We start from the raw sequence: 17,725 nt of genomic DNA, 5'->3' as shown, positions 1-17,725 counted from the left end.
TGCTGTCAGTGGTGAGGCGACGCCTGGACGGATGAGCATCAGAGGGTTGCCTCGCGTACCACCACGGCCGAGTTGAACCCCCATCGGCCGCGGGCGAGGACCAGGGCGCAGGCGACGCGGGCCTCCCGCGGGCCCTTGGTCACCAGGTCGATCCCGTAATCGGCCGGGACGTCGACGACGGCCCCGGAAGCCGGGATCACACCGTCCCGGATGGTCAGGAGCGCGGTGGCGACGTCCAGCGGACCGCCGCCCGCGTAGAGCCTCCCGGTGAGCGCCTTGGGCGCGGTCACCGGCACCCGGTGTGCCCCGAAAAGCTCCCGGATCGCCGTGGCCTCGGCACGGTCCAGGTCGCGGACACCGGCCGCGTCCGCGAACACCACGTCCACGTCCTGGGGCGTCAGCCCGGCCTGGGCCAGGGCCTGCTCGGCCGCCCGGCGCAGCCCCGGTGGCCGCCCGGGAGGTGCGGCGAGTTCCCCCCGGACGCCCTCCGGGGCGGGGTCGAAGGTCGAGGCGTACCCGGCGATCTCCCCGTACACCCGGCCCGCCCCGCGCGCCCGGGCCGCCACGGGGTCCTCGACCACCAGGATCGCCCCGCCCTCGCCCGGCACATAGCCGCAGGCCGCCGCGTCGAACGGCAGGTAGGCGCGCTCCGGGTCGGTGGCGTGGCTGATCCGCCCGCTGGACAGGTGGGAGACCCACCCCCACGGGTCGAACGCGGAGTCCACGCCTCCGGTGACCACCAGGGGAGTGCCGCGGTGGACGGTGCGCCGGGCGTGTCCGAGGGCGTCGAGGCCGCCGGCCTGCTCGGCCACCAGGGCGCTGCTGGGTCCGCGCATACCGTTGCGGATCGAGATCTGACCGGTGTTGACCGCGTAGAACCAGGCGAAGGACTCGTACACGCTGACCGCCTGGGGGCCGACGCTCCACAGCTTCTTGAACTCCCGGTGGGTGAACTCGAAGCCGCCGCACCCGTTGGAGGTCACCACGCCCATGTCGTAGTCCGTGGTGCTCGACGGATCCACGCCCGCGTCGGCGATCGCCCAGTCCGCGGCGGTCAGCGCGAGCCGGGTCGAGACGTCGGTCTGCGGAAGGAGCCGGCTCGGCAGGTGCGCGGACGCGTCGAAGTCCTCGATCTGACCCGCCAGCCGGGCCGGATAGCGGGACGTGTCGAAGCGGGTGATCGGTACGACGCCCGAGCGGCCCGCGAGGACCGCCTCCCAGTAGCGCTCCAGGCCGAGGCCGTTGGGCGCGGCGACGCCGATGCCGGTCACGTACACCGGGCGGGTGCCCGGGTGCGGGCTCGCGCCGGGGCCGGGCTGCCGCGCGACGGCCGCCGCTCCGACGGCACTCATGAGACCTCCTGGGGGCTGCGCAGGACCATCGCGCTCTGGAACCCGCCGAAGCCGCTGCCCACGGTGAGGACCGTGTCCACCCGGTGCTCGCGAGCGGTGACCGGTACGTAGTCCAGGTCGCACTCGGGGTCGCTGGTGTGCAGATTGGCCGTGGGCGGAACCACGTTGTGCTCGATGGCCAGCAGCGATGCCGCGATCTCCACCGAGCCGATGGCGCCGAGCGAGTGCCCCACCATCGACTTGATCGAGCTGACCGGGGTCTCGTAGGCGTGCTGCCCGAGACTGCGCTTGAACGCGGCGGTCTCGTGGCGGTCGTTCTGCTTGGTCCCCGAGCCGTGCGCGTTGATGTAGTCCACGGCCGTCACATCGGCCCGCGACTCGTCGAGGGCGACCCGGATCGCCTCGGCCATCTCCCGGCCGTCCGGCTTGAGGCCGGTCATATGGAACGCGTTGGAGCGCGTCGCGTACCCGGTGACCTCGGCGTAGATGTGCGCGTCGCGGCGCCGGGCGCTGTCGTACTCCTCGAGGACGAACATGGCCGCGCCCTCGGCGAGCACGAAGCCGTTCCGGGAGCCGTCGAAGGGGCGCGAGGCGTGCTCCGGGTCGTCGTTGCGCGGCGTGGTCGCCTTGATGGCGTCGAAGCAGGCCACCACGATCGGGGTGATCGGCGTGTCGCAGGCCCCGGCCACCATCACGTCGGCGCTGCCCTCACGGATCAGCTGCGCGGCGTGGCCGACCGAATCGAGCCCCGAGGTGCAGCCGTTGGAGACCATCGCCACCGGGCCCTCGGCGCCCACCGTCCACGCGACCTCGGCCGCCATCACACTCGGCGCCATGTAGTCGAACATGTGCGGGGAGAGCCGCGCGGGGTCCATCTCCCAGTCACGGCCCCGGCCGGACAGGGCCAGGTATTCGCGTTCGAGGCTCGTGGCGGCCGCGACCGCGCTGCCCAGAGCGACACCGACGCGGTACGGGTCCAGGCCGCCGAAGCCGAGCCCGCTGTCCCTGACGGCCTCTTTCGCGCAGACCACCGCGAACTGGGTGGCCCGGTCCATGCGGTCGATCTCCGGTGCCGTGAGTCCCTCGATGACCGGGTCGAAGTCGGCTTCGGCGGCGACCTGCGACCGGTAGGGCGAAGGGTCGAAGAACGTGATCCTGCGGGTGGCGGTGCGGCCGTTGGTCAGCGTGGACCAGAACTCCTTCGCGCCCTTGCCTCCGGGGGCCCGGATGCCGATTCCGGTGATCACGACACGGCGCGTCATCGGGGGCCGTCCACGGCCGTCGGCACAGTTGAACTGAGCATCTCAGTGCGTTCCTTTGCGTTGGTGTGGGGCGGGGGAGCGGGCGGCGCGGCCGGCGCGTGCCGGTGCGCGGCGAACAGGGGGCGCGGCTCCACGCCCCCTTCCCGGCCCGGGCCGCGGACCGGCGGGATCAGTAGTTGCCGAGCCCGCCGCAGACGTTCAGGGCCTGGGCGGTCACCGCGTTGGCGCCCTCGCTCACCAGGTAGTCGACCATCGCGGCGACCTCGCCGGACTCCACGTACCGGCCGATCGGCGCGCGGGCGCTGATCCGGCGGTGTGCCTCCTCCGTGTCCACGCCCCAGATCGCCGCGTAGTGCTCACGCACTCCCACGGCCATGGGCGTCTCGACGAACCCCGGGCAGACCGCGTTCACCGTGATGCCGGTCTTGGCGAGCTCCAGACCGAGCGCCTTGGAGAAGCCGACGACGCCGTGCTTGGAAGCCGAGTACGGGGCGGCGTGGATCACGCCCTGCTTGCCGCCGGTGGAGGCGATGTTGATGATCCGGCCCCAGCTCTTGTCCTGGAGGCCGCCGCGCGTCAGCACCTGCTTGGTGACGAGGAAGACGCTGTTCAAGTTGGTGTCGATCACGTCGTACCAGACCTCGTCCGGGATCTCGGCGGTGTTCCCGCCACCGGGCCGGCCGGCGTTGTTGACCAGGATGTCGATGGGGCCGAAGCGGTCGACGGCCGCGTCCACGAGCGCGCGGATCCGCTCCGGCTTCCGGACGTCGCAGGACCGCCCGTCCACATCGAGGCCCAGATCGCGCAGCTCCTTGACGGTCGCGGCCACCGCGTCCTCGCGCCGCGAGCAGATGTAGACGCTGATGCCCTGCCGGCCCAGGCCCTTGGCGATCTCTAGGCCCATGCCGCTGGTCGCTCCGGTGACCAGTGCCACTCGCCGGGTGCGTTCCGCCATGGTCGGTCCTTTCGGGTTCTGCCGGGACAGCCCGGGCGTTTCGCTCTGGCTGCGAACTGCGCTCCACGCTGGCCGGAGGTGCTCGAACCCGGATCCAATCGGACTGGAATTCCGGTCTCGCCGGAGCGGAACGGCACCCGTGACGGGGTGGCCGGCGGCCGGGAGCCGCATCGAGTGGACTTCGAGGGGACTTGGACGAGCAGGCCGGACGGTGGCGGGGCCGACGACAGTGAAGGGTCGCCCGGCACCGTCCACCGAAGGGGCTTCAGCCATGACGAGCAGGCGTAGCGGCAGCGAACCGGACGAGCGTTTGCTGTACGCCGAGGTCCAGCAGTTCTACGCGCGGCAGATGCAGTCGCTCGACGCGGGCAAACTGGAGGCGTACGCGGAGACGTTCACCGAGGACGGCGAGTTCTCCCACACGCCGGGCCGCGAACCGTCGCGGACCCGCGCGGGCATCACGGCGGACCTGTACGACTTCCACAAGCGGTTCGAGGACGACCCGGTACAGCGCAGGCACTGGTTCAACATGATCGACCTGGATCCGCAGGACGACGGCAGCATCCACTCCACGTTCTACGTGCTCGTGGTGACCACCAGGCCCGGAGTGCGCGAGCCCGAGGTCGCCCCGAGCTGCCTGGTGCAGGACGTGCTGGTGCACGAGAACGGCGAACTGCGCAACCGCTCCCGGCGGGTGGGATACGACCAGTTCCTCATCTGAACCCTGAGGACCACGCCGCCGGGAGGGCGGTCAGCGACCGATGTGCGACATGTCCGGGTACCGCTCGCCGCGCACCGCGCCCGGGGGACGGCCGTCTCCAGAGCCGCGAGCGTCCGCCCGGACAGCTCCACCTCCGTGGCGGCCACGTTCTGCTCCAGGTAGCTCCGCCGCTTGGTGCCCGGAATCGGCACGATGTCCTCGCCCTGCGCGAGCAGCCAGGCGAGGGAGAGCTGGGCCGGGCTGAGCCCGGCCTCGTTCGCGATCTCCCGGACCCTGGCCACGAGACGCGCGTTGTGCTCGGCGTTCTCACCGAGGAAGCGGGGCGCCGCCCGGCGGAAGTCTCCGTCGGCCAGTTCGGACGCGGGCGGCAGGGCGCCGCCGAGCAGGCCCCGGCTGATCGGGGCGTAGGCGACCAGGGAGACGCCGAGCTCCCGGGCCGTAGGCAGCACGCTCTCCTCGACGTCCCGGCTGAACAGCGAGAACTCGCTCTGCAACGCGGAGATCGGATGCACCGAGCAGGCCCGGCGAAGGGTCTGCGCGCTCACCTCGGACAGCCCGAGCCAGCGCACCTTCCCGGCCCGCACCAGCTCGGCCATCGCCCCGACGGTCTCCTCGATGGGCACCTGGGGATCGCGACGGTGCAGGTAGTACAGGTCGATGTGGTCCACGCAGAGCCTGGCAAGGGACGCGTCGCAGGCGGCGCGCACATATTCCGGGCTGCCGTTGATGCCACGCGCCGCGGGATCCCCGGCACGGACCACACCGAACTTGGTGGCGAGCAGCACACGGTCGCGACGGTCCGCGACGGCGCGCCCGACCAGGCGCTCGTTCTCCCCGATCCCGTACATGTCGGCGGTGTCCAGCAGATTCACCCCGAGGTCGAGGGCGCGGTGGATGACCGCGATCGACTCCGGCTCCCGGGCACTGCCGTAGAACTCCGACATGCCCATGCAGCCGAGTCCGAGAGGGAAGACCTCGGGTCCCTCACGACCGACGCGGCGGAGCTTCATACGCATTCCTTCCCCCCGCCCGGTCAGCCGGCGTCCTCGATCAGTTCGTCGAGCGAGGAGCCCTCCGGCACGCCCTGGCCCACGTCCCAGTGCTCGGCGAGGCGGCCTTCCTCGATCCGCCAGATGTCCACCACCACCGAGGGCGGTACGTCCGGCGCGACCCTGGCCACGCTGTGCGTCCATACCTGGTCGCCCTCGGCCACCATGCGCCGCACCGTCAGCGAGAACCCGGGCATGGCGGCGGCGACGGCCGAGAACGTCTCGACGGTCCGGTCGCGGCCCGCGCCGACGCCGTGGTGGTGGTTGACGAAGCCCTCGGTGAGCAACCGGCGGGCCTGGTCGAAGTCCTTGTCGTTGTAGAACAGCCGGATGTACTCGGCCACGAGATCCTTGTTCGCCTGAAGGGACTTCGCTAAGGAGTTCTCTGAGTTCATTCCTTCACCCTTCCACGAACGGGTGTGGCCCACTAGCTGTTCTGTCCAGGTGCGGCCGAACCCGTCTTCCGGAGGCCGGAGGTCCGGCGACGTGGGGCCCGGGGCCGGACCTAGATCCCCGGGCGGTAGCGCATCGGATGGTCCTCCGGCACCTCCACCACCGCGATCCGCACCCCGTCCGGATCCGCGATCCACATCTCGATCAGCCCCCACGGCTTGCGCTCCGGCGGCTCCAGGATGGCGACGCCCCGCCGGGCCAGCTCCTCGTGCGTGGCCGCCGCGTCCGCGACCTGCAACCACAACTCCATGCCGGGCCCCGGGGGAGTCTCGGAGCGGCCCGAGACCTCCAGGTATCCGCCGCCCAGGAAATAGACGGTGCCGCGCTCCGGGCCCGTGCCGAACTCGCGGTAGACCGCGAGTCCCAGCGTGCTTCCGTAGAAGGTACGGGAGCGCTCGGGGTCGGTGGGCCGGAGGAGCACCCTGCTGCTGAGTACGTGCGCCATGACCGTGACTGTACGCACCATGGATCGGGTTAGTGTTCATACGAGTCGAAACGTATGGAGAGGAACCTACGGGTGACCATGGAAACCGCCGGCAGCCGCGCTGCCGAGCCGACCTTCCGCACCGCCACCGCCGCCGATGTGCCCGATCTCGTGGCGCTCGTCGAATCGGCCTACCGGGGTGACGACAGCCGGGCCGGGTGGACGACCGAGGCGGACCTGCTCGACGGCCAGCGGACCGATCCCGACGGCGTCCTGGCCGTGGTGACCGACGCGAACAGCCGGCTGCTCGTGGTCGAGCTCGACGGTGCCATGGTCGCCTGCTGCCAGCTCGAACACCGTGGTGACCACGCGTACTTCGGGATGTTCGCGGTCCGGCCGGCGATGCAGGGCGCCGGCCTCGGCAAGCTGATCATCGCGGAGGCGGAACGTTTCGTCCGCGCCGAGTGGGACGCCCGCGAGATGCACATGACGGTCATCCGGCAGCGTGACGACCTGATCGCCTGGTACGAGCGCCGTGGCTACGCGCGCACCGGCGAGATGAGCCCCTTCCCCTACGGCGACGAGCGCTTCGGCGTCCCGCAGCGCGACGACCTCGAATTCGAGCTGCTGCTCAAGAAGCTGCCGTAAGCGGTGCGGCGATAGCCGGTAGGCCGTCACGCACGACAGATATGGGTAAGGGGCTCCGGCTACAGCCGGAGCCCCTTACCCATGTCATCCCGTCACGGACGCCCTCACAGCCTGCCGGCCTCCACCAGCCGCCGCAGGAACCGCCGCGTGCGCTCCTCTTGCGGATCGCCGAAGACCTCGGCCGCGGTGCCGCGCTCCAGCACCACCCCGCCGTCCAGGAAGCAGACCTGGTCGGCGACGTCCCGGGCGAAGCCCATCTCGTGGGTGGCCAGGACCATGGTCATGCCCTCCTCCTTGAGGTCGCGCACGACGCCCAGCACCTCACCGACCAGCTCCGGGTCGAGGGCCGCGGTGATCTCGTCGAGCAGCAGCAGCCGGGGCCGGCCCGCCAGCGCCCGTACGATCGCGACCCGCTGCTGCTGGCCGCCGCTCAGCCGGTCCGGGTACTCGCCCGCCTTTCCGCCCAGGCCCAGCCGCTCCAGCAGTTCCCGTGCCCGCTCCTCCGCCCGCGCGCGCGGCTCCCCGTGCACCCGGCGCGGCGCGAGGGTGATGTTGTCGAGCACCGTCATGTGCGGGAAGAGGTTGTAGGCCTGGAAGACCACTCCGATCCGGCGGCGCACGGTGTCCGGGTCCACGCGGGGGTCGGTGATGTCCTCGCCGTCGAGGAAGATCGCGCCGTCGTCGATCTCCTCCAGCAGGTTCGCGCAGCGCAGCAGCGTCGACTTGCCGGAGCCGGAGGCGCCGATCAGTGCCGTGACCGTGTGCGGCGCGACCTCCAGGTCGACGTCGCGCAGGACGACGGTCCGCCCGAAGGTCTTACGGACCGCCTCCAGCCGCAGCACGGGCGCCGAGGAGCCCTGCCCGGGCGCCGGGGCGCCTGCCCCGGCCGCCGCGCCGTCCTCCCGCGGCACCGGCACCGAGGCGTCCTTCCGCAGCCCGCCCGGCACCGGCGTGCCCTCGTCCTTACGGTCGCCGGTCGCGCCGTCGCTGGTCATACGATCCCTCCCTGGGCCCGGCGGCGGTCCATCCGGGCCGTGACCCAGTCCGTGAACCGGGTCGCGGGGATGGTGAGGGCGACGAAGATGAGCCCGGCGACCACGTACGGCGTGTAGTTGAAGCTCTTGCTCGCGACGATCTGCGCCGCGTACACGGCGTCGACCGCGCCCGCGATCGACACGAGACCGGTGTCCTTCTGGAGCGAGACCAGGTCGTTGAGGAGCGGCGGCACGACCCGCCGCACGGCCTGCGGCAGGACGACGAAGCGCAGGGTCTGCCGGCCGTTGAGCCCCAGGGAGCGGGCGGCGGCCCGCTGGCTGGGATGGACGGACTCGATGCCCGCCCGGAAGACCTCCGCGACGTACGCCGAGTAGGTGAGGACCAGCGCCGTCCCGCCCAGCAGCACCGGGTCGGTGGTGACGCCCTGGAGGCGCAGGGCCGGGATGCCGAAGACCACCATGAGCAGGCAGATCACCAGCGGCAGACCGCGGAAGAAGTCGGTGTAGGCGGTGGCCAGCGCGCGCAGCGGGAAGAACACCGGGCCGCGCAGCGTGCGGGCCACGGCGATCAGCATCCCGAGGATCAGGACGGCCGCCCCGCAGATGACCAGCAGCCGCACGTTGAGCCACAGGCCGTCGAGCACCTTGGGCAGCGCCTCGCGGGCGTAGTGCGCGCTGAAGAACGTCTCCCGGGTGCGGGGCCAGCCGGGGGAGTTGACGACGGCGAGGAACAGCACGACGCCCGTGACGAGGGTGCTGAGGGCGGCCACCGCGGTGGCCCGGCGGGCCCGGGTCCGTTTGAAGCGCTCGCGCTCCAGGCGCCGCGCGGACGGTACGTACCGGTCCTCGGCCGCCGTGCCCGCGGCGTCCGCGACGGGCACGGGCGCCCCGGCCGCCGTGTCCCCGGCCGTCACTTCAGCACCGGGGCGTCGACGGCCTCGGAGAGCCACCGCTTCTCCAGCTTCGCCAGCGTGCCGTCCTTGCGCAGGGAGTCGACGGCGCCGCTGACGCAGCCGGTGAGCCGGCTGCCCTTGTCCAGGACGAGCCCGAACTGTTCGGCCTTGCCGCTCCCGGCCGCGAACTGGCCGACGATCTTCGCGTCCGTGACCTCGGCCGAGGTGATGTAGAAGGCGGTGGGCAGGTCCACGACGATCGCGTCGACCTGGCCGTTCTTCAGGGCGGTCTTGGCGAAGTCGTTCTTCTGGAAGACGGCCGGTGCCTGGCCGGGCTTGATGACGTCGTTGACGACGTCGAGGCTGGTGGTGCCGACCTGCGCCCCCAGCTTCACCCCCTTGAGGTCCGCGGCCGTGGTGGCCTTGGCGGCGGGGGAGTCCTTGAGGGCGACGACGGCCTGCCGGACGTCGTAGTAGCCGGAGGAGAAGTCGACGGCCCGGCGGCGCTCGTCGCTGACGGAGATCTGGTTGATGTCGAAATCGAATTTCTTCGCGCCGGGTGCGACGGCGCTGTTGAAGGGCACGGTCTGCCACACCACGTCGGTCCTGGCGTAGCCGAGCCGGTCGGCGACGGCGTAGGCGACGGCGGACTCGAAGCCCTCGCCGCTCGTCGGGTCGTCGTCGCGGAACCAGGGGGCGTAGGCGGGCTTGTCGGTGCCCACGGTGAGCTTTCCGGCGGTCTCGGTGGCCAGCTCGCCCTTGGCGCAGGCGGCGGCTCCGGCGGACGGCCCGGCGGGGGACTTCGCGGCGTCGGTGTCGTCCTGCGGGGCACAGCCGACGGCGGCGGTGAGGAGGACGGCGAGGCCGGCCGCGAACGGGGCGGCGCGGCGCGTGGCGCGGCGGCGCGGGAGCGGATCGGCGTGGTGTACGCGCTGGTTGGCGACGGGCATGGCGGGAGACTGGCAGTGCCCGTGGTGATCTGTCCAGGTCAGGCCATGATCCGTCCGAATAGCGGAAGACTGTTGCCGATTCGTGAACAGTGCGCGTCCCGGACGGGCCCCGGAAATGCGCCGGAGGTGGCCGGAAACTGGCTGGAAACCGCCTACGGCCTCCTAGGACGCTGTCTGATGCGGATGAGGCTCGTGAGGCGAAAACGCACGTTTGAGGCGATCGACGTGTCCAGAAGCAGGAAAAAACGCGGCCCGACCGGGGGGTCGGCAGGATAATTTGTCGCTCTCCCTCTTGAGGTGGAGAACCGCGCACGGATACGGTGTCTTAACGCCAAGTTCTCCTGAGGAGGGGTAGCCATGACGGAAATTCTTGCGTCCACGGCGATAGCGGCCGAGGAATCGACCACCGAGCGGGTAGTCGACCACCCGGCCTGGAGGGTGCTCAAGGACGCAGTCGAGACGATCCGGCCGTGGCAGTCCCCCGACGGGTCCATCGACCTCGACGCGGAGGGCGCACCCCCGGGCGAGACCGTCCGAGCGGAGATCGGCCGCGTCGTCGCGGCCGTCGAGGAGCTCTCACCCCTCCTGCCCCACGACGCGGCCTATCACACGGCCCTCGTCGCGGACCTCCGCCGCTGGGCCGACGCCGGCTTCGGCGTCCCGGACTTCCTCGACTCGCTGCTGGTCTTCCACCCCGCCGCGCACCGCGCCGACGGCCTCCAGCACCTCGTCGTCTTCCCGATGTACACGCAGAACGGCAACCCCGACCGCAACCTCGAAGCGGTCGTGCTGCGCGTCGTGTGGCCGGAGTGGCTCGCCGAGCTGGAGCGCACCCGCTTCGACAACCCCCTCTTCCTCAGCATCACCTTCGAGGACTTCACCGCGGGCTACGACACCCACTCCGCGGTCCTCTTCCCGGAGACCATCGCCGTGCGCGAGGCCCCCGAGCGCTTCACCTGGGGCGCGATCTTCTGCGACCGCGAGGGCGCCCGCTTCCGCCGCGTCACCGAGGCGGCCGTCGCCGCCCTCGGCCTGGAGCTGCCGGCCGACATCGCCGGGATGATCGGCGACCAGCACCGCTGCCAGCAGGCCTTCGCCCTGTGGGACATGGTCCACGACCGCACCCACAGCCACGGCGACCTGCCCTTCGACCCCTTCATGATCAAGCAGCGGCAGCCGTTCTGGATGTACGGCCTGGAGGAGCTGCGCTGCGACCTCACCGCCTTCAAGGAGGCCGTGAAGCTGGAGGCCGACGGCTACGGCCAGGGCCGCGACGCGCAGTACGCCATCCTCTTCGACCGGATGTTCCGCTTCCCGGTCAGCGGCGAGCGCGTGCGCAACTACGACGGCCTCGGCGGCCAGCTGCTCTTCGCCTACCTCCACCAGCACGACGTCGTACGCTGGACGGACAACACCCTCCACATCGACTGGGACCGGGCCCCGCAGGTCACCAACCAGCTGTGCGCCGAGATCGAGAAGCTCTACCGCGACGGCATCGACCGCCCCAAGCTCGTCCACTGGCTCGCCGCCTACGAGCTCGTCTCGACCTACCTCGCCCCGCACCCCGGCTCCGTGTGGGCCAAGGGCCCCGACGCCCTCGACCTCACACTGCCGCCCCGCAAGCTCGTCGACGACGTGCTTCCGGACGAGTTCCCGCTCAGCATGTTCTTCGAGGCCCTTGCCAAGAAGCTGCGCACCGTGATCGCCTCGACCAAGGGGATCACCGCCGCGGACGTCGAGCAGGTGGCCGCGTGAGCGAGCGCGAGAAAGAGGCGACGAAGATGAGCATTCCGACGAACGGCGGCCGCCTGGACGGCGCCGTGGTGGCGGTGGCGGGAGCGGCCGGCCCGGCCGGCCGCGCGGCCCTGCTGCGCCTGGCGGAGGCCGGTGCCACGGTCGTCGCCTCCGACGCCGACGCCGCACGCCTCGCCGAGGCCGTGGACGCCGCCCGCTACGCCCACGGCGGCGCCACCGTCACCGGCGACACCGTCGACCTCCTGGACCTCGACGCCACCCGCGCCTGGGTGGACCGCACCGAGAAGGAGTTCGGCCGCATCGACGGCCTCGTCCACCTCGTGGGCGGCTGGCGCGGCTCGTCGACCTTCGCCGAGACCGACCTCGCCGACTGGGAGCTGCTGGAGAAGCTGCTCATCCGCACGGTGCAGCACACCTCGCTCGCCTTCGAGGGTGCCCTCCAGCGCAGCGGCAACGGCCGCTATCTGCTGATCAGCGCCGCCGGCGCCAGCAAGCCCACCGCCGGCAACGCCGCCTACGCCGCCTCCAAGGCCGCGGCCGAGGCGTGGACGCTCGCGCTCGCCGACTCCTTCCGCAAGGCGGGGGGCGACGAGGGCCCGAAGGCGGCCGCTGCCATCCTGGTGATCAAGGCGCTGGTGCACGACGCCATGCGCGCCGAGCGCCCGACCGCGAAATTCGCGGGCTTCACGGACGTCAAGGACCTGGCCGAGGCCATCGTCGGCGTCTGGGACATGCCCGCCCAGGAAGTGAACGGAACCCGTCAGTGGCTGACTCCGCAACCGTGACCCAGGCACCCTCCCCGGGGGCGACCGACGCGATACGCCGGCACGACCCCGAGGTGCGCGGCTTCGCCAGCGACAACTACGCGGGCGCCCACCCCGAGATCCTCGCGGCGCTCGCCCTCGCCAACGGCGGCCACCAGGTCGCCTACGGCGAGGACGACTACACCGCCCATCTCCAGGACGTGATGCGCGCCCACTTCGGGCCGACCGCCGAGGCCTTCCCGGTCTTCAACGGCACGGGCGCCAACGTGGTCGCCCTCCAGGCGGCCACCGAGCGCTGGGGCGCGGTCGTCTGCGCCGCCTCCGCGCACATCAACGTCGACGAGTGCGGGGCGCCCGAGCGGGTCGGCGGCCTCAAGCTGCTGACCGTGCCGACCGAGCACGGCAAGCTCACCCCCGAGCTCATCGACCGCGAGGCCTGGGGCTGGGAGGACGAGCACCGCGCGCAGCCGCAGGTCGTCTCGATCACCCAGACCACCGAGCTGGGCACCTGCTACACCCCGGAGGAGATCCGGGAGATCTGCGACCACGCCCACGAGCGCGGCATGAAGGTCCACCTGGACGGCGCGCGGATCGCCAACGCGGCGGCCACGCTGGGCGTCCCGCTGCGCGCCTTCACCACCGACGCGGGCGTGGACCTGCTCTCCTTCGGCGGCACGAAGAACGGCATGGTCTTCGGCGAGTGCGTCGTCGTGCTCAACCCCGACGCCGTGCGGGCGATGAAGCACCTGCGCAAGATGTCGATGCAGCTCGCCTCCAAGATGCGCTTCGTCTCCGCGCAGTTCGAGGCCCTGCTCACCGGCGACCTGTGGCTGCGCAGCGCCACGCACGCCAACGCCATGGCCGGCCGGCTGGCCGAGGGCGTGCGCTCCGTCGAAGGCGTCGAGGTGCTGCACCCGGTGCAGTCCAACGCCGTCTTCGCCCGGCTCCCGCACGACGTCAGCGAGCGCCTCCAGAAGCGCTACCGCTTCTACTTCTGGGACGAGGCGGCCGGCGACGTCCGCTGGATGTGCTCCTTCGACACCACCGAGGCCGACGTGGACGCCTTCGCCGCGGCGATCGCGGAGGAGATGGGCAAGCGGTAACGCGCGTACGCGGGTGAGCCCGGCCGGGAGTCGTCGACTCGCGGCCGGGCTCATTTGTGCGCCACCCGGTGTACGGGCCCGTCCGCCGGGTGGCGTACGGGCCCCTGCCGCCCGGCTAGCGGCGGTCCAGGACCGCCGCCTCGGCCGGGGTCGGCGCCGTACCGCCCAGGTGCGCCGGGATCCACCAGGTGTCCGAGGCGTCCTTGGGGCGCACGGGATAGGCCCGCTGGGCGGCCTCCAGCAGCTCCTGGACGCGCCCGCGCACCCGCTCGGTCACCGTGTCCGCGTGCTCGGCCGGATCGGCGCTCATGGGCTCGCCCACCCGCATCGTGATCGGGATGTGGTTGCGGCCCAGATTCCGCTTGTGCCCCTTGGTCCACAGCCGCTGGGTGCCCCACAGCGCCATCGGGAGCAGCGGCACCCCCGCCTCCTGCGCCAGCCGGGCCGCGCCCGACTTGAAGTTCTTCAGCGTGAACGACTGCGAGATCGTCGCCTCCGGGAAGACCCCGATGATCTCGCCCGAGCGGAGCGCGGACAGCGCGTGCTTGTAGGCGTCCATGCCGGCCGCGCGGTCCACGGGGATGTGCTTCATCGCCCGCATCAGCGGCCCCGACACCTTGTGCCGGAACACCGACTCCTTCGCCATGAAGCGCACCAGCCGCTTGGCGGGCCGGGCGGCCAGGCCGCAGAAGATGAAGTCCAGGTACCCGATGTGGTTGCTCACCAGGACCGCCCCGCCGCGCCGCGGAACGTGCTCGGTGCCCTGGATGTCGAAGCGCAGGTCCAACGCCTTGAACATGGTGCGGGCGGTACCGATCACCGGGGGGTAGACGAGCTCTGCCATATCGGACAATCCTCTGGGCCTGGGGGAGGGGGCTCCCGGCGGAAGTTACGCGGCCGTAGGTTGTCGGCCCGTGCCGAATCGTGCCTGATCGTCCGGGTCAGGGACCAGCGAGGGCACCCCGCGGGCCGGGAGATTCTCATCACGTCGGCCCGCCGCCCGGTTACCGCCGAAGGTACACCGCGCCCCCACGGGAACCCCCGGGGAGACACCGGGCGGAAATTTTCCCGCCCCCGGCGGTGCTGCAATCGGCGGTACCCATGGGCCCGGCCCGTGGACGACCACACGAGGACAACGACGGCGGAGGGAAGAACGTGCCGGGGCGGGACGGGAAGGTGCGGCTCGACGCCGCGGACATCGGCGCGGAGCTGGGGGAGCGGGCCACGCTCGTCCAGTTCTCCAGCGCCTTCTGCCAGCCCTGCCGGGCTACCAGACGCACGCTCGCGGAGGTCGCGGCCATGGTCGAGGGCGTCGCCCATGTGGAGATCGACGCCGAGGCCCGCCTCGGCCTCGTGCGCGCCCTGGAGATCGCCGCCACCCCCACCACGCTCGTCCTGGACGCGCGCGGCCGGATCGTGCGCCGGGCCGCCGGGCAGCCGAGGAAGGCCGATGTCATCGCGGCCCTGGGCGCGGCCCTGTGATCGCCGTGATCCGTCTCCCATATGCCCGGCCGCACTTGACGCTGCGCACCACTGATCGTCAGTGTGACGCTATGTGGCCTGGACCGCTTCTCCACGGACGCGTTCTCCACGGACGCGCGCACATCGATCTGCTGCGGACCGCGAGCGCGCGCTGTCCGGGTCGTCGGTGACCCCCTCGCGCCCGCACAGCTCCTGGTTCGACACCACTTCTGGTCCGACCTCCAGCAGAAGGACAGATCCATGACGGCCACGCCCGCTCTCGGCACGCCCGCCCTCGCCGCCCCCGAACTGCTGCGCTCCGTCTTCCGCCGGCACGCCGCCGGCGTCGCCGTGATCACGGCGGGCGGCGCGCGCCCGGTCGGTTTCACCGCCACCTCCCTCACCTCCGTCGCCGCCGAGCCCCCGCTGATCTCCTTCGGGGTGGGCACCGGCTCCTCCAGCTGGCCCGTGCTGGCCGAGGCCGAGCACGTCGGCGTGCACATACTCGGCGAGCACCAGCAGGAGCTGGCCGGCACCTTCGCGCGCAGCGGCGCCGACCGCTTCGCCCCGCCCACCCGCTGGCAGGAGGGCCCCGAGGGGGTGCCGCTGCTCGACGGCGTCCTGGCCTGGATGGTGTGCCGCGTCGTGGCCAAGGTGCCCGCCGGCGACCACCGCCTCGTGCTCGCCGAGGTCGTGGCCGGCGACCCCGACGGGGCGGGCCGCCCGCTCGTCTACCACCAGGGGCGCTTCAACGGTCTGCGGGACTGAGACGTCCCTGATCTCCCGCGTTGGGCAGATCACAGCCGACCACCCTTGCGCTCGGGTGACACGCTCGATGTACTGACGAGTAACATTCCGCTCGGGGCGCAGGCCGGTCCGACCGGAATCCGCCCCACAAGGCGCCTATGCTGCCTGCACAAGGCAGCTACGAAGAGACGATGCAGTAGGAGAGCCGGCGTGAGCTTGAGGATCGTTGTCTGTGTGAAGTACGTGCCCGACGCCACCGGCGACCGGCACTTCGCCGAGGACCTGACCGTCGACCGTGACGACGTGGACGGCCTGCTCTCGGAGCTCGACGAGTACGCCGTCGAGCAGGCGCTTCAGATCGCCGACGAGGCGGACGACGCGGAGATCACCGTGCTGACCGTCGGCCCCGAGGACGCCAAGGACGCGCTGCGCAAGGCGCTCTCCATGGGTGCCCACAAGGCCGTCCACGTCGAGGACGACGACCTGCACGGCACCGACGCGCTCGGCACCTCGCTGGTGCTGGCCAAGGCCGTCGAGCACGTCGGCTACGACCTGGTCATCTCCGGCATGGCCTCCACCGACGGCGGCATGGGTGTCGTCCCGGCGATGCTGGCCGAGCGCCTGGGCGTCCCGCAGGTGACGCTGCTGTCCGAGGTCGCCGTGGCCGACGGCAAGGTGACCGGCCGCCGTGACGGCGACGCCGCGAGCGAGCAGCTCGAAGCCTCCCTCCCGGCCGTCGTGTCCGTCACCGACCAGTCCGGCGAGGCCCGTTACCCGTCCTTCAAGGGCATCATGGCCGCCAAGAAGAAGCCGGTGGAGTCCCTGGACCTCTCCGACCTCGGCCTGGAGGCCGAGGAGGTCGGCCTGGAGGGCGCCTGGACGAAGGTCGACGAGGCCAACGAGCGCCCGGCCCGCACGGCCGGCACCGTCGTCAAGGACGAGGGCGAGGGCGGCAAGCAGCTCGCCGAGTTCCTCGCGGGCCAGAAGTTCATCTAGCGGCCGGTCCGGGGACGGGCCCGTCCCGAACCCCCGGAGCGCACCGCGGCTGAGCTTCCGTCAGCCCGCAAGAACGCCGTCACCCGCCCTATTTTTCCGCTCAGGAGTGCAATCCCATGGCTGAAGTCCTCGTCTACGTCGACCACGTGGACGGCGCCGTCCGCAAGCCCACCCTCGAACTGCTCACCCTCGCCCGCCGCATCGGCGAGCCCGTCGCCGTGCACCTCGGCGCCGGTGCCGACGCCGCGGCGCGGACGCTCGCCGAGTACGGCGCGGTGAAGGTCCTCACCGCCGACGCCCCCGAGTTCGCCGACTACCTCGTCGTGCCGAAGGTCGACGCGCTCCAGGCCGCCTTCGAGGCCGTCTCCCCGGCCGCCGTGCTCGTCCCGTCCTCCGCCGAGGGCAAGGAGATCGCGGCCCGCCTCGCGGTCCGCATCGGCTCCGGCATCATCACCGACGCCGTCGACCTGGAGGCCGGCGCCGAGGGCCCGGTGGCCACGCAGTCCGTCTTCGCGGCCTCGTACTCCACCAAGTCCCGCGTCACCAAGGGCACGCCGGTCATCACCGTCAAGCCCAACTCCGCCGCCCCGGAGGCCGCCCCGGCCGCCGGTACGGTCGAGCAGCTCGCCGTCTCCTTCGGGAGCGCGTCCACCGGCACCAAGGTCGTCTCCCGCACCCCGCGCGAGTCCACCGGCCGCCCGGAGCTGACCGAGGCCGCGATCGTGGTCTCCGGCGGCCGCGGCGTCAACGGCTCCGAGAACTTCTCCCTCATCGAGGGCCTGGCCGACTCGCTCGGCGCGGCCGTCGGCGCCTCCCGCGCCGCAGTCGACGCCGGCTGGTACCCGCACACCAACCAGGTCGGCCAGACCGGCAAGTCGGTCTCGCCGCAGCTGTACATCGCGGCGGGCATCTCCGGCGCGATCCAGCACCGCGCCGGCATGCAGACCTCGAAGACGATCGTCGCCATCAACAAGGACGCCGAGGCCCCGATCTTCGACCTGGTCGACTACGGCGTGGTCGGCGACCTCTTCGAGGTCGTCCCGCAGCTCACCGAGGAGGTCAAGTCCCGCAAGGGCTGACCCCGCTCGCCCCTGGGCCCCCGTGCGCACGCGCACGGGGGCCCAGGGCGTTTCCCGGCACCCCGCCCCGGCACCCGCCCGATCCCCGTGCGCCCCGGGGCTGTTGACCTTCCGCCCG

Annotated in this window: 18 protein-coding genes and 1 pseudogene; 9 read left to right on the top strand and 10 right to left on the bottom strand. The window is 71.8% G+C overall.

The window, feature by feature from the left end; all coding sequences use genetic code 11:
* Positions 1 to 38 precede the first annotated feature (38 nt).
* The 3 genes from SMD11_RS03305 to SMD11_RS03295 form a co-directional block, all read right to left on the bottom strand.
* Positions 39 to 1,352, bottom strand: coding sequence for a ketosynthase chain-length factor (locus SMD11_RS03305; protein WP_087924980.1), 1,314 nt, complete (start codon positions 1,350 to 1,352; stop codon positions 39 to 41).
* A complete protein-coding gene (locus SMD11_RS03300; protein WP_087924979.1) occupies positions 1,349 to 2,614 on the bottom strand; it encodes a beta-ketoacyl-[acyl-carrier-protein] synthase family protein in 1,266 nt (421 codons plus the stop codon). Before SMD11_RS03300 ends, SMD11_RS03305 begins: the two co-directional genes overlap by 4 nt.
* A 169-nt stretch (positions 2,615 to 2,783) precedes the next feature.
* Positions 2,784 to 3,569: an SDR family NAD(P)-dependent oxidoreductase gene (locus SMD11_RS03295; RefSeq protein WP_087924978.1), complete on the bottom strand. Its 786-nt coding sequence runs from the start codon at positions 3,567 to 3,569 to the stop codon at positions 2,784 to 2,786.
* A gap of 271 nt (positions 3,570 to 3,840) precedes the next feature.
* On the opposite strand from SMD11_RS03295, the gene SMD11_RS03290 reads away from it, so the two are divergent.
* Positions 3,841 to 4,290: a nuclear transport factor 2 family protein gene (locus SMD11_RS03290; protein ID WP_087924977.1), complete on the top strand. Its 450-nt coding sequence runs from the start codon at positions 3,841 to 3,843 to the stop codon at positions 4,288 to 4,290.
* Between the two features lie 152 nt (positions 4,291 to 4,442).
* Here SMD11_RS03290 and SMD11_RS03285 read toward each other — a convergent pair.
* From SMD11_RS03285 to SMD11_RS03275, 3 genes and pseudogenes are all read right to left on the bottom strand, one after another.
* Positions 4,443 to 5,234 (bottom strand): annotated as a pseudogene (locus SMD11_RS03285) (aldo/keto reductase); the annotation flags it as partial.
* Between the two features lie 89 nt (positions 5,235 to 5,323).
* Positions 5,324 to 5,683 carry a nuclear transport factor 2 family protein gene (locus tag SMD11_RS03280; RefSeq protein ID WP_159395204.1) on the bottom strand — a complete coding sequence of 120 codons (360 nt, stop codon included), beginning with the start codon at positions 5,681 to 5,683 and terminating at the stop codon, positions 5,324 to 5,326.
* Positions 5,684 to 5,844: 161 nt separating this feature from the next.
* Complete coding sequence (locus SMD11_RS03275) at positions 5,845 to 6,237, bottom strand: VOC family protein (protein WP_087924975.1); 393 nt, start codon at positions 6,235 to 6,237, stop codon at positions 5,845 to 5,847.
* Between the two features lie 78 nt (positions 6,238 to 6,315).
* Here SMD11_RS03275 and SMD11_RS03270 point away from each other — a divergent pair, with 78 nt between their 5' ends.
* Positions 6,316 to 6,864 carry a GNAT family N-acetyltransferase gene (locus tag SMD11_RS03270; RefSeq protein WP_087930258.1) on the top strand — a complete coding sequence of 183 codons (549 nt, stop codon included), beginning with the start codon at positions 6,316 to 6,318 and terminating at the stop codon, positions 6,862 to 6,864.
* Positions 6,865 to 6,968: 104 nt separating this feature from the next.
* Here the strand turns inward: SMD11_RS03270 and SMD11_RS03265 are convergent, their stop codons facing one another.
* Genes SMD11_RS03265 through SMD11_RS03255 form a run of 3 tightly spaced genes read right to left on the bottom strand, consistent with a single transcriptional unit; the run spans position 6,969 to position 9,702 of the window.
* Positions 6,969 to 7,859 (bottom strand): amino acid ABC transporter ATP-binding protein, encoded by an 891-nt coding sequence (locus SMD11_RS03265; protein WP_087924974.1) that lies wholly within the window; start codon positions 7,857 to 7,859, stop codon positions 6,969 to 6,971.
* Entirely contained in the window at positions 7,856 to 8,740 is an 885-nt protein-coding gene (locus SMD11_RS03260; RefSeq protein WP_234366340.1) for an amino acid ABC transporter permease, read from the bottom strand. The genes SMD11_RS03265 and SMD11_RS03260 overlap by 4 nt, the downstream gene beginning before the upstream one ends.
* A 29-nt stretch (positions 8,741 to 8,769) precedes the next feature.
* Positions 8,770 to 9,702: an ABC transporter substrate-binding protein gene (locus tag SMD11_RS03255; protein WP_087924972.1), complete on the bottom strand. Its 933-nt coding sequence runs from the start codon at positions 9,700 to 9,702 to the stop codon at positions 8,770 to 8,772.
* Positions 9,703 to 10,059: 357 nt separating this feature from the next.
* Between SMD11_RS03255 and SMD11_RS03250 the strand changes: the two genes are divergently transcribed.
* From SMD11_RS03250 to SMD11_RS03240, 3 genes are read left to right on the top strand one after another with little or no spacing between them, the layout of a single operon-like run.
* Complete coding sequence (locus SMD11_RS03250) at positions 10,060 to 11,457, top strand: DUF6421 family protein (protein ID WP_087924971.1); 1,398 nt, start codon at positions 10,060 to 10,062, stop codon at positions 11,455 to 11,457.
* Between the two features lie 26 nt (positions 11,458 to 11,483).
* Positions 11,484 to 12,242: an SDR family NAD(P)-dependent oxidoreductase gene (locus tag SMD11_RS03245; RefSeq protein WP_087930257.1), complete on the top strand. Its 759-nt coding sequence runs from the start codon at positions 11,484 to 11,486 to the stop codon at positions 12,240 to 12,242.
* Entirely contained in the window at positions 12,221 to 13,324 is a 1,104-nt protein-coding gene (locus SMD11_RS03240; RefSeq protein ID WP_199843786.1) for a threonine aldolase family protein, read from the top strand. The genes SMD11_RS03245 and SMD11_RS03240 overlap by 22 nt, the downstream gene beginning before the upstream one ends.
* A 115-nt stretch (positions 13,325 to 13,439) precedes the next feature.
* Here SMD11_RS03240 and SMD11_RS03235 read toward each other — a convergent pair whose 3' ends face one another.
* Positions 13,440 to 14,168 carry a lysophospholipid acyltransferase family protein gene (locus SMD11_RS03235; protein WP_087924969.1) on the bottom strand — a complete coding sequence of 243 codons (729 nt, stop codon included), beginning with the start codon at positions 14,166 to 14,168 and terminating at the stop codon, positions 13,440 to 13,442.
* A 311-nt stretch (positions 14,169 to 14,479) separates the two neighbouring features.
* Between SMD11_RS03235 and SMD11_RS03230 the strand changes: the two genes are divergently transcribed.
* From SMD11_RS03230 to SMD11_RS03215, 4 genes are all read left to right on the top strand, one after another.
* Complete coding sequence (locus tag SMD11_RS03230; protein ID WP_418952404.1) at positions 14,480 to 14,806, top strand: TlpA family protein disulfide reductase; 327 nt, start codon at positions 14,480 to 14,482, stop codon at positions 14,804 to 14,806.
* Between the two features lie 240 nt (positions 14,807 to 15,046).
* Positions 15,047 to 15,553 (top strand): flavin reductase family protein, encoded by a 507-nt coding sequence (locus tag SMD11_RS03225; RefSeq protein ID WP_087924967.1) that lies wholly within the window; start codon positions 15,047 to 15,049, stop codon positions 15,551 to 15,553.
* Between the two features lie 189 nt (positions 15,554 to 15,742).
* Positions 15,743 to 16,528: an electron transfer flavoprotein subunit beta/FixA family protein gene (locus SMD11_RS03220; protein WP_087924966.1), complete on the top strand. Its 786-nt coding sequence runs from the start codon at positions 15,743 to 15,745 to the stop codon at positions 16,526 to 16,528.
* A gap of 116 nt (positions 16,529 to 16,644) precedes the next feature.
* Positions 16,645 to 17,607 (top strand): electron transfer flavoprotein subunit alpha/FixB family protein, encoded by a 963-nt coding sequence (locus tag SMD11_RS03215; protein WP_087924965.1) that lies wholly within the window; start codon positions 16,645 to 16,647, stop codon positions 17,605 to 17,607.
* Positions 17,608 to 17,725: the final 118 nt, after the last annotated feature.

The sequence above is a fragment of the Streptomyces albireticuli genome (genome assembly GCF_002192455.1).
Taxonomy (GTDB): domain Bacteria; phylum Actinomycetota; class Actinomycetes; order Streptomycetales; family Streptomycetaceae; genus Streptomyces; species Streptomyces albireticuli_B.
The sequence above is the reverse complement of the archived record's forward strand: the minus strand, read 5'-3'. Positions and strand labels throughout refer to the sequence as shown.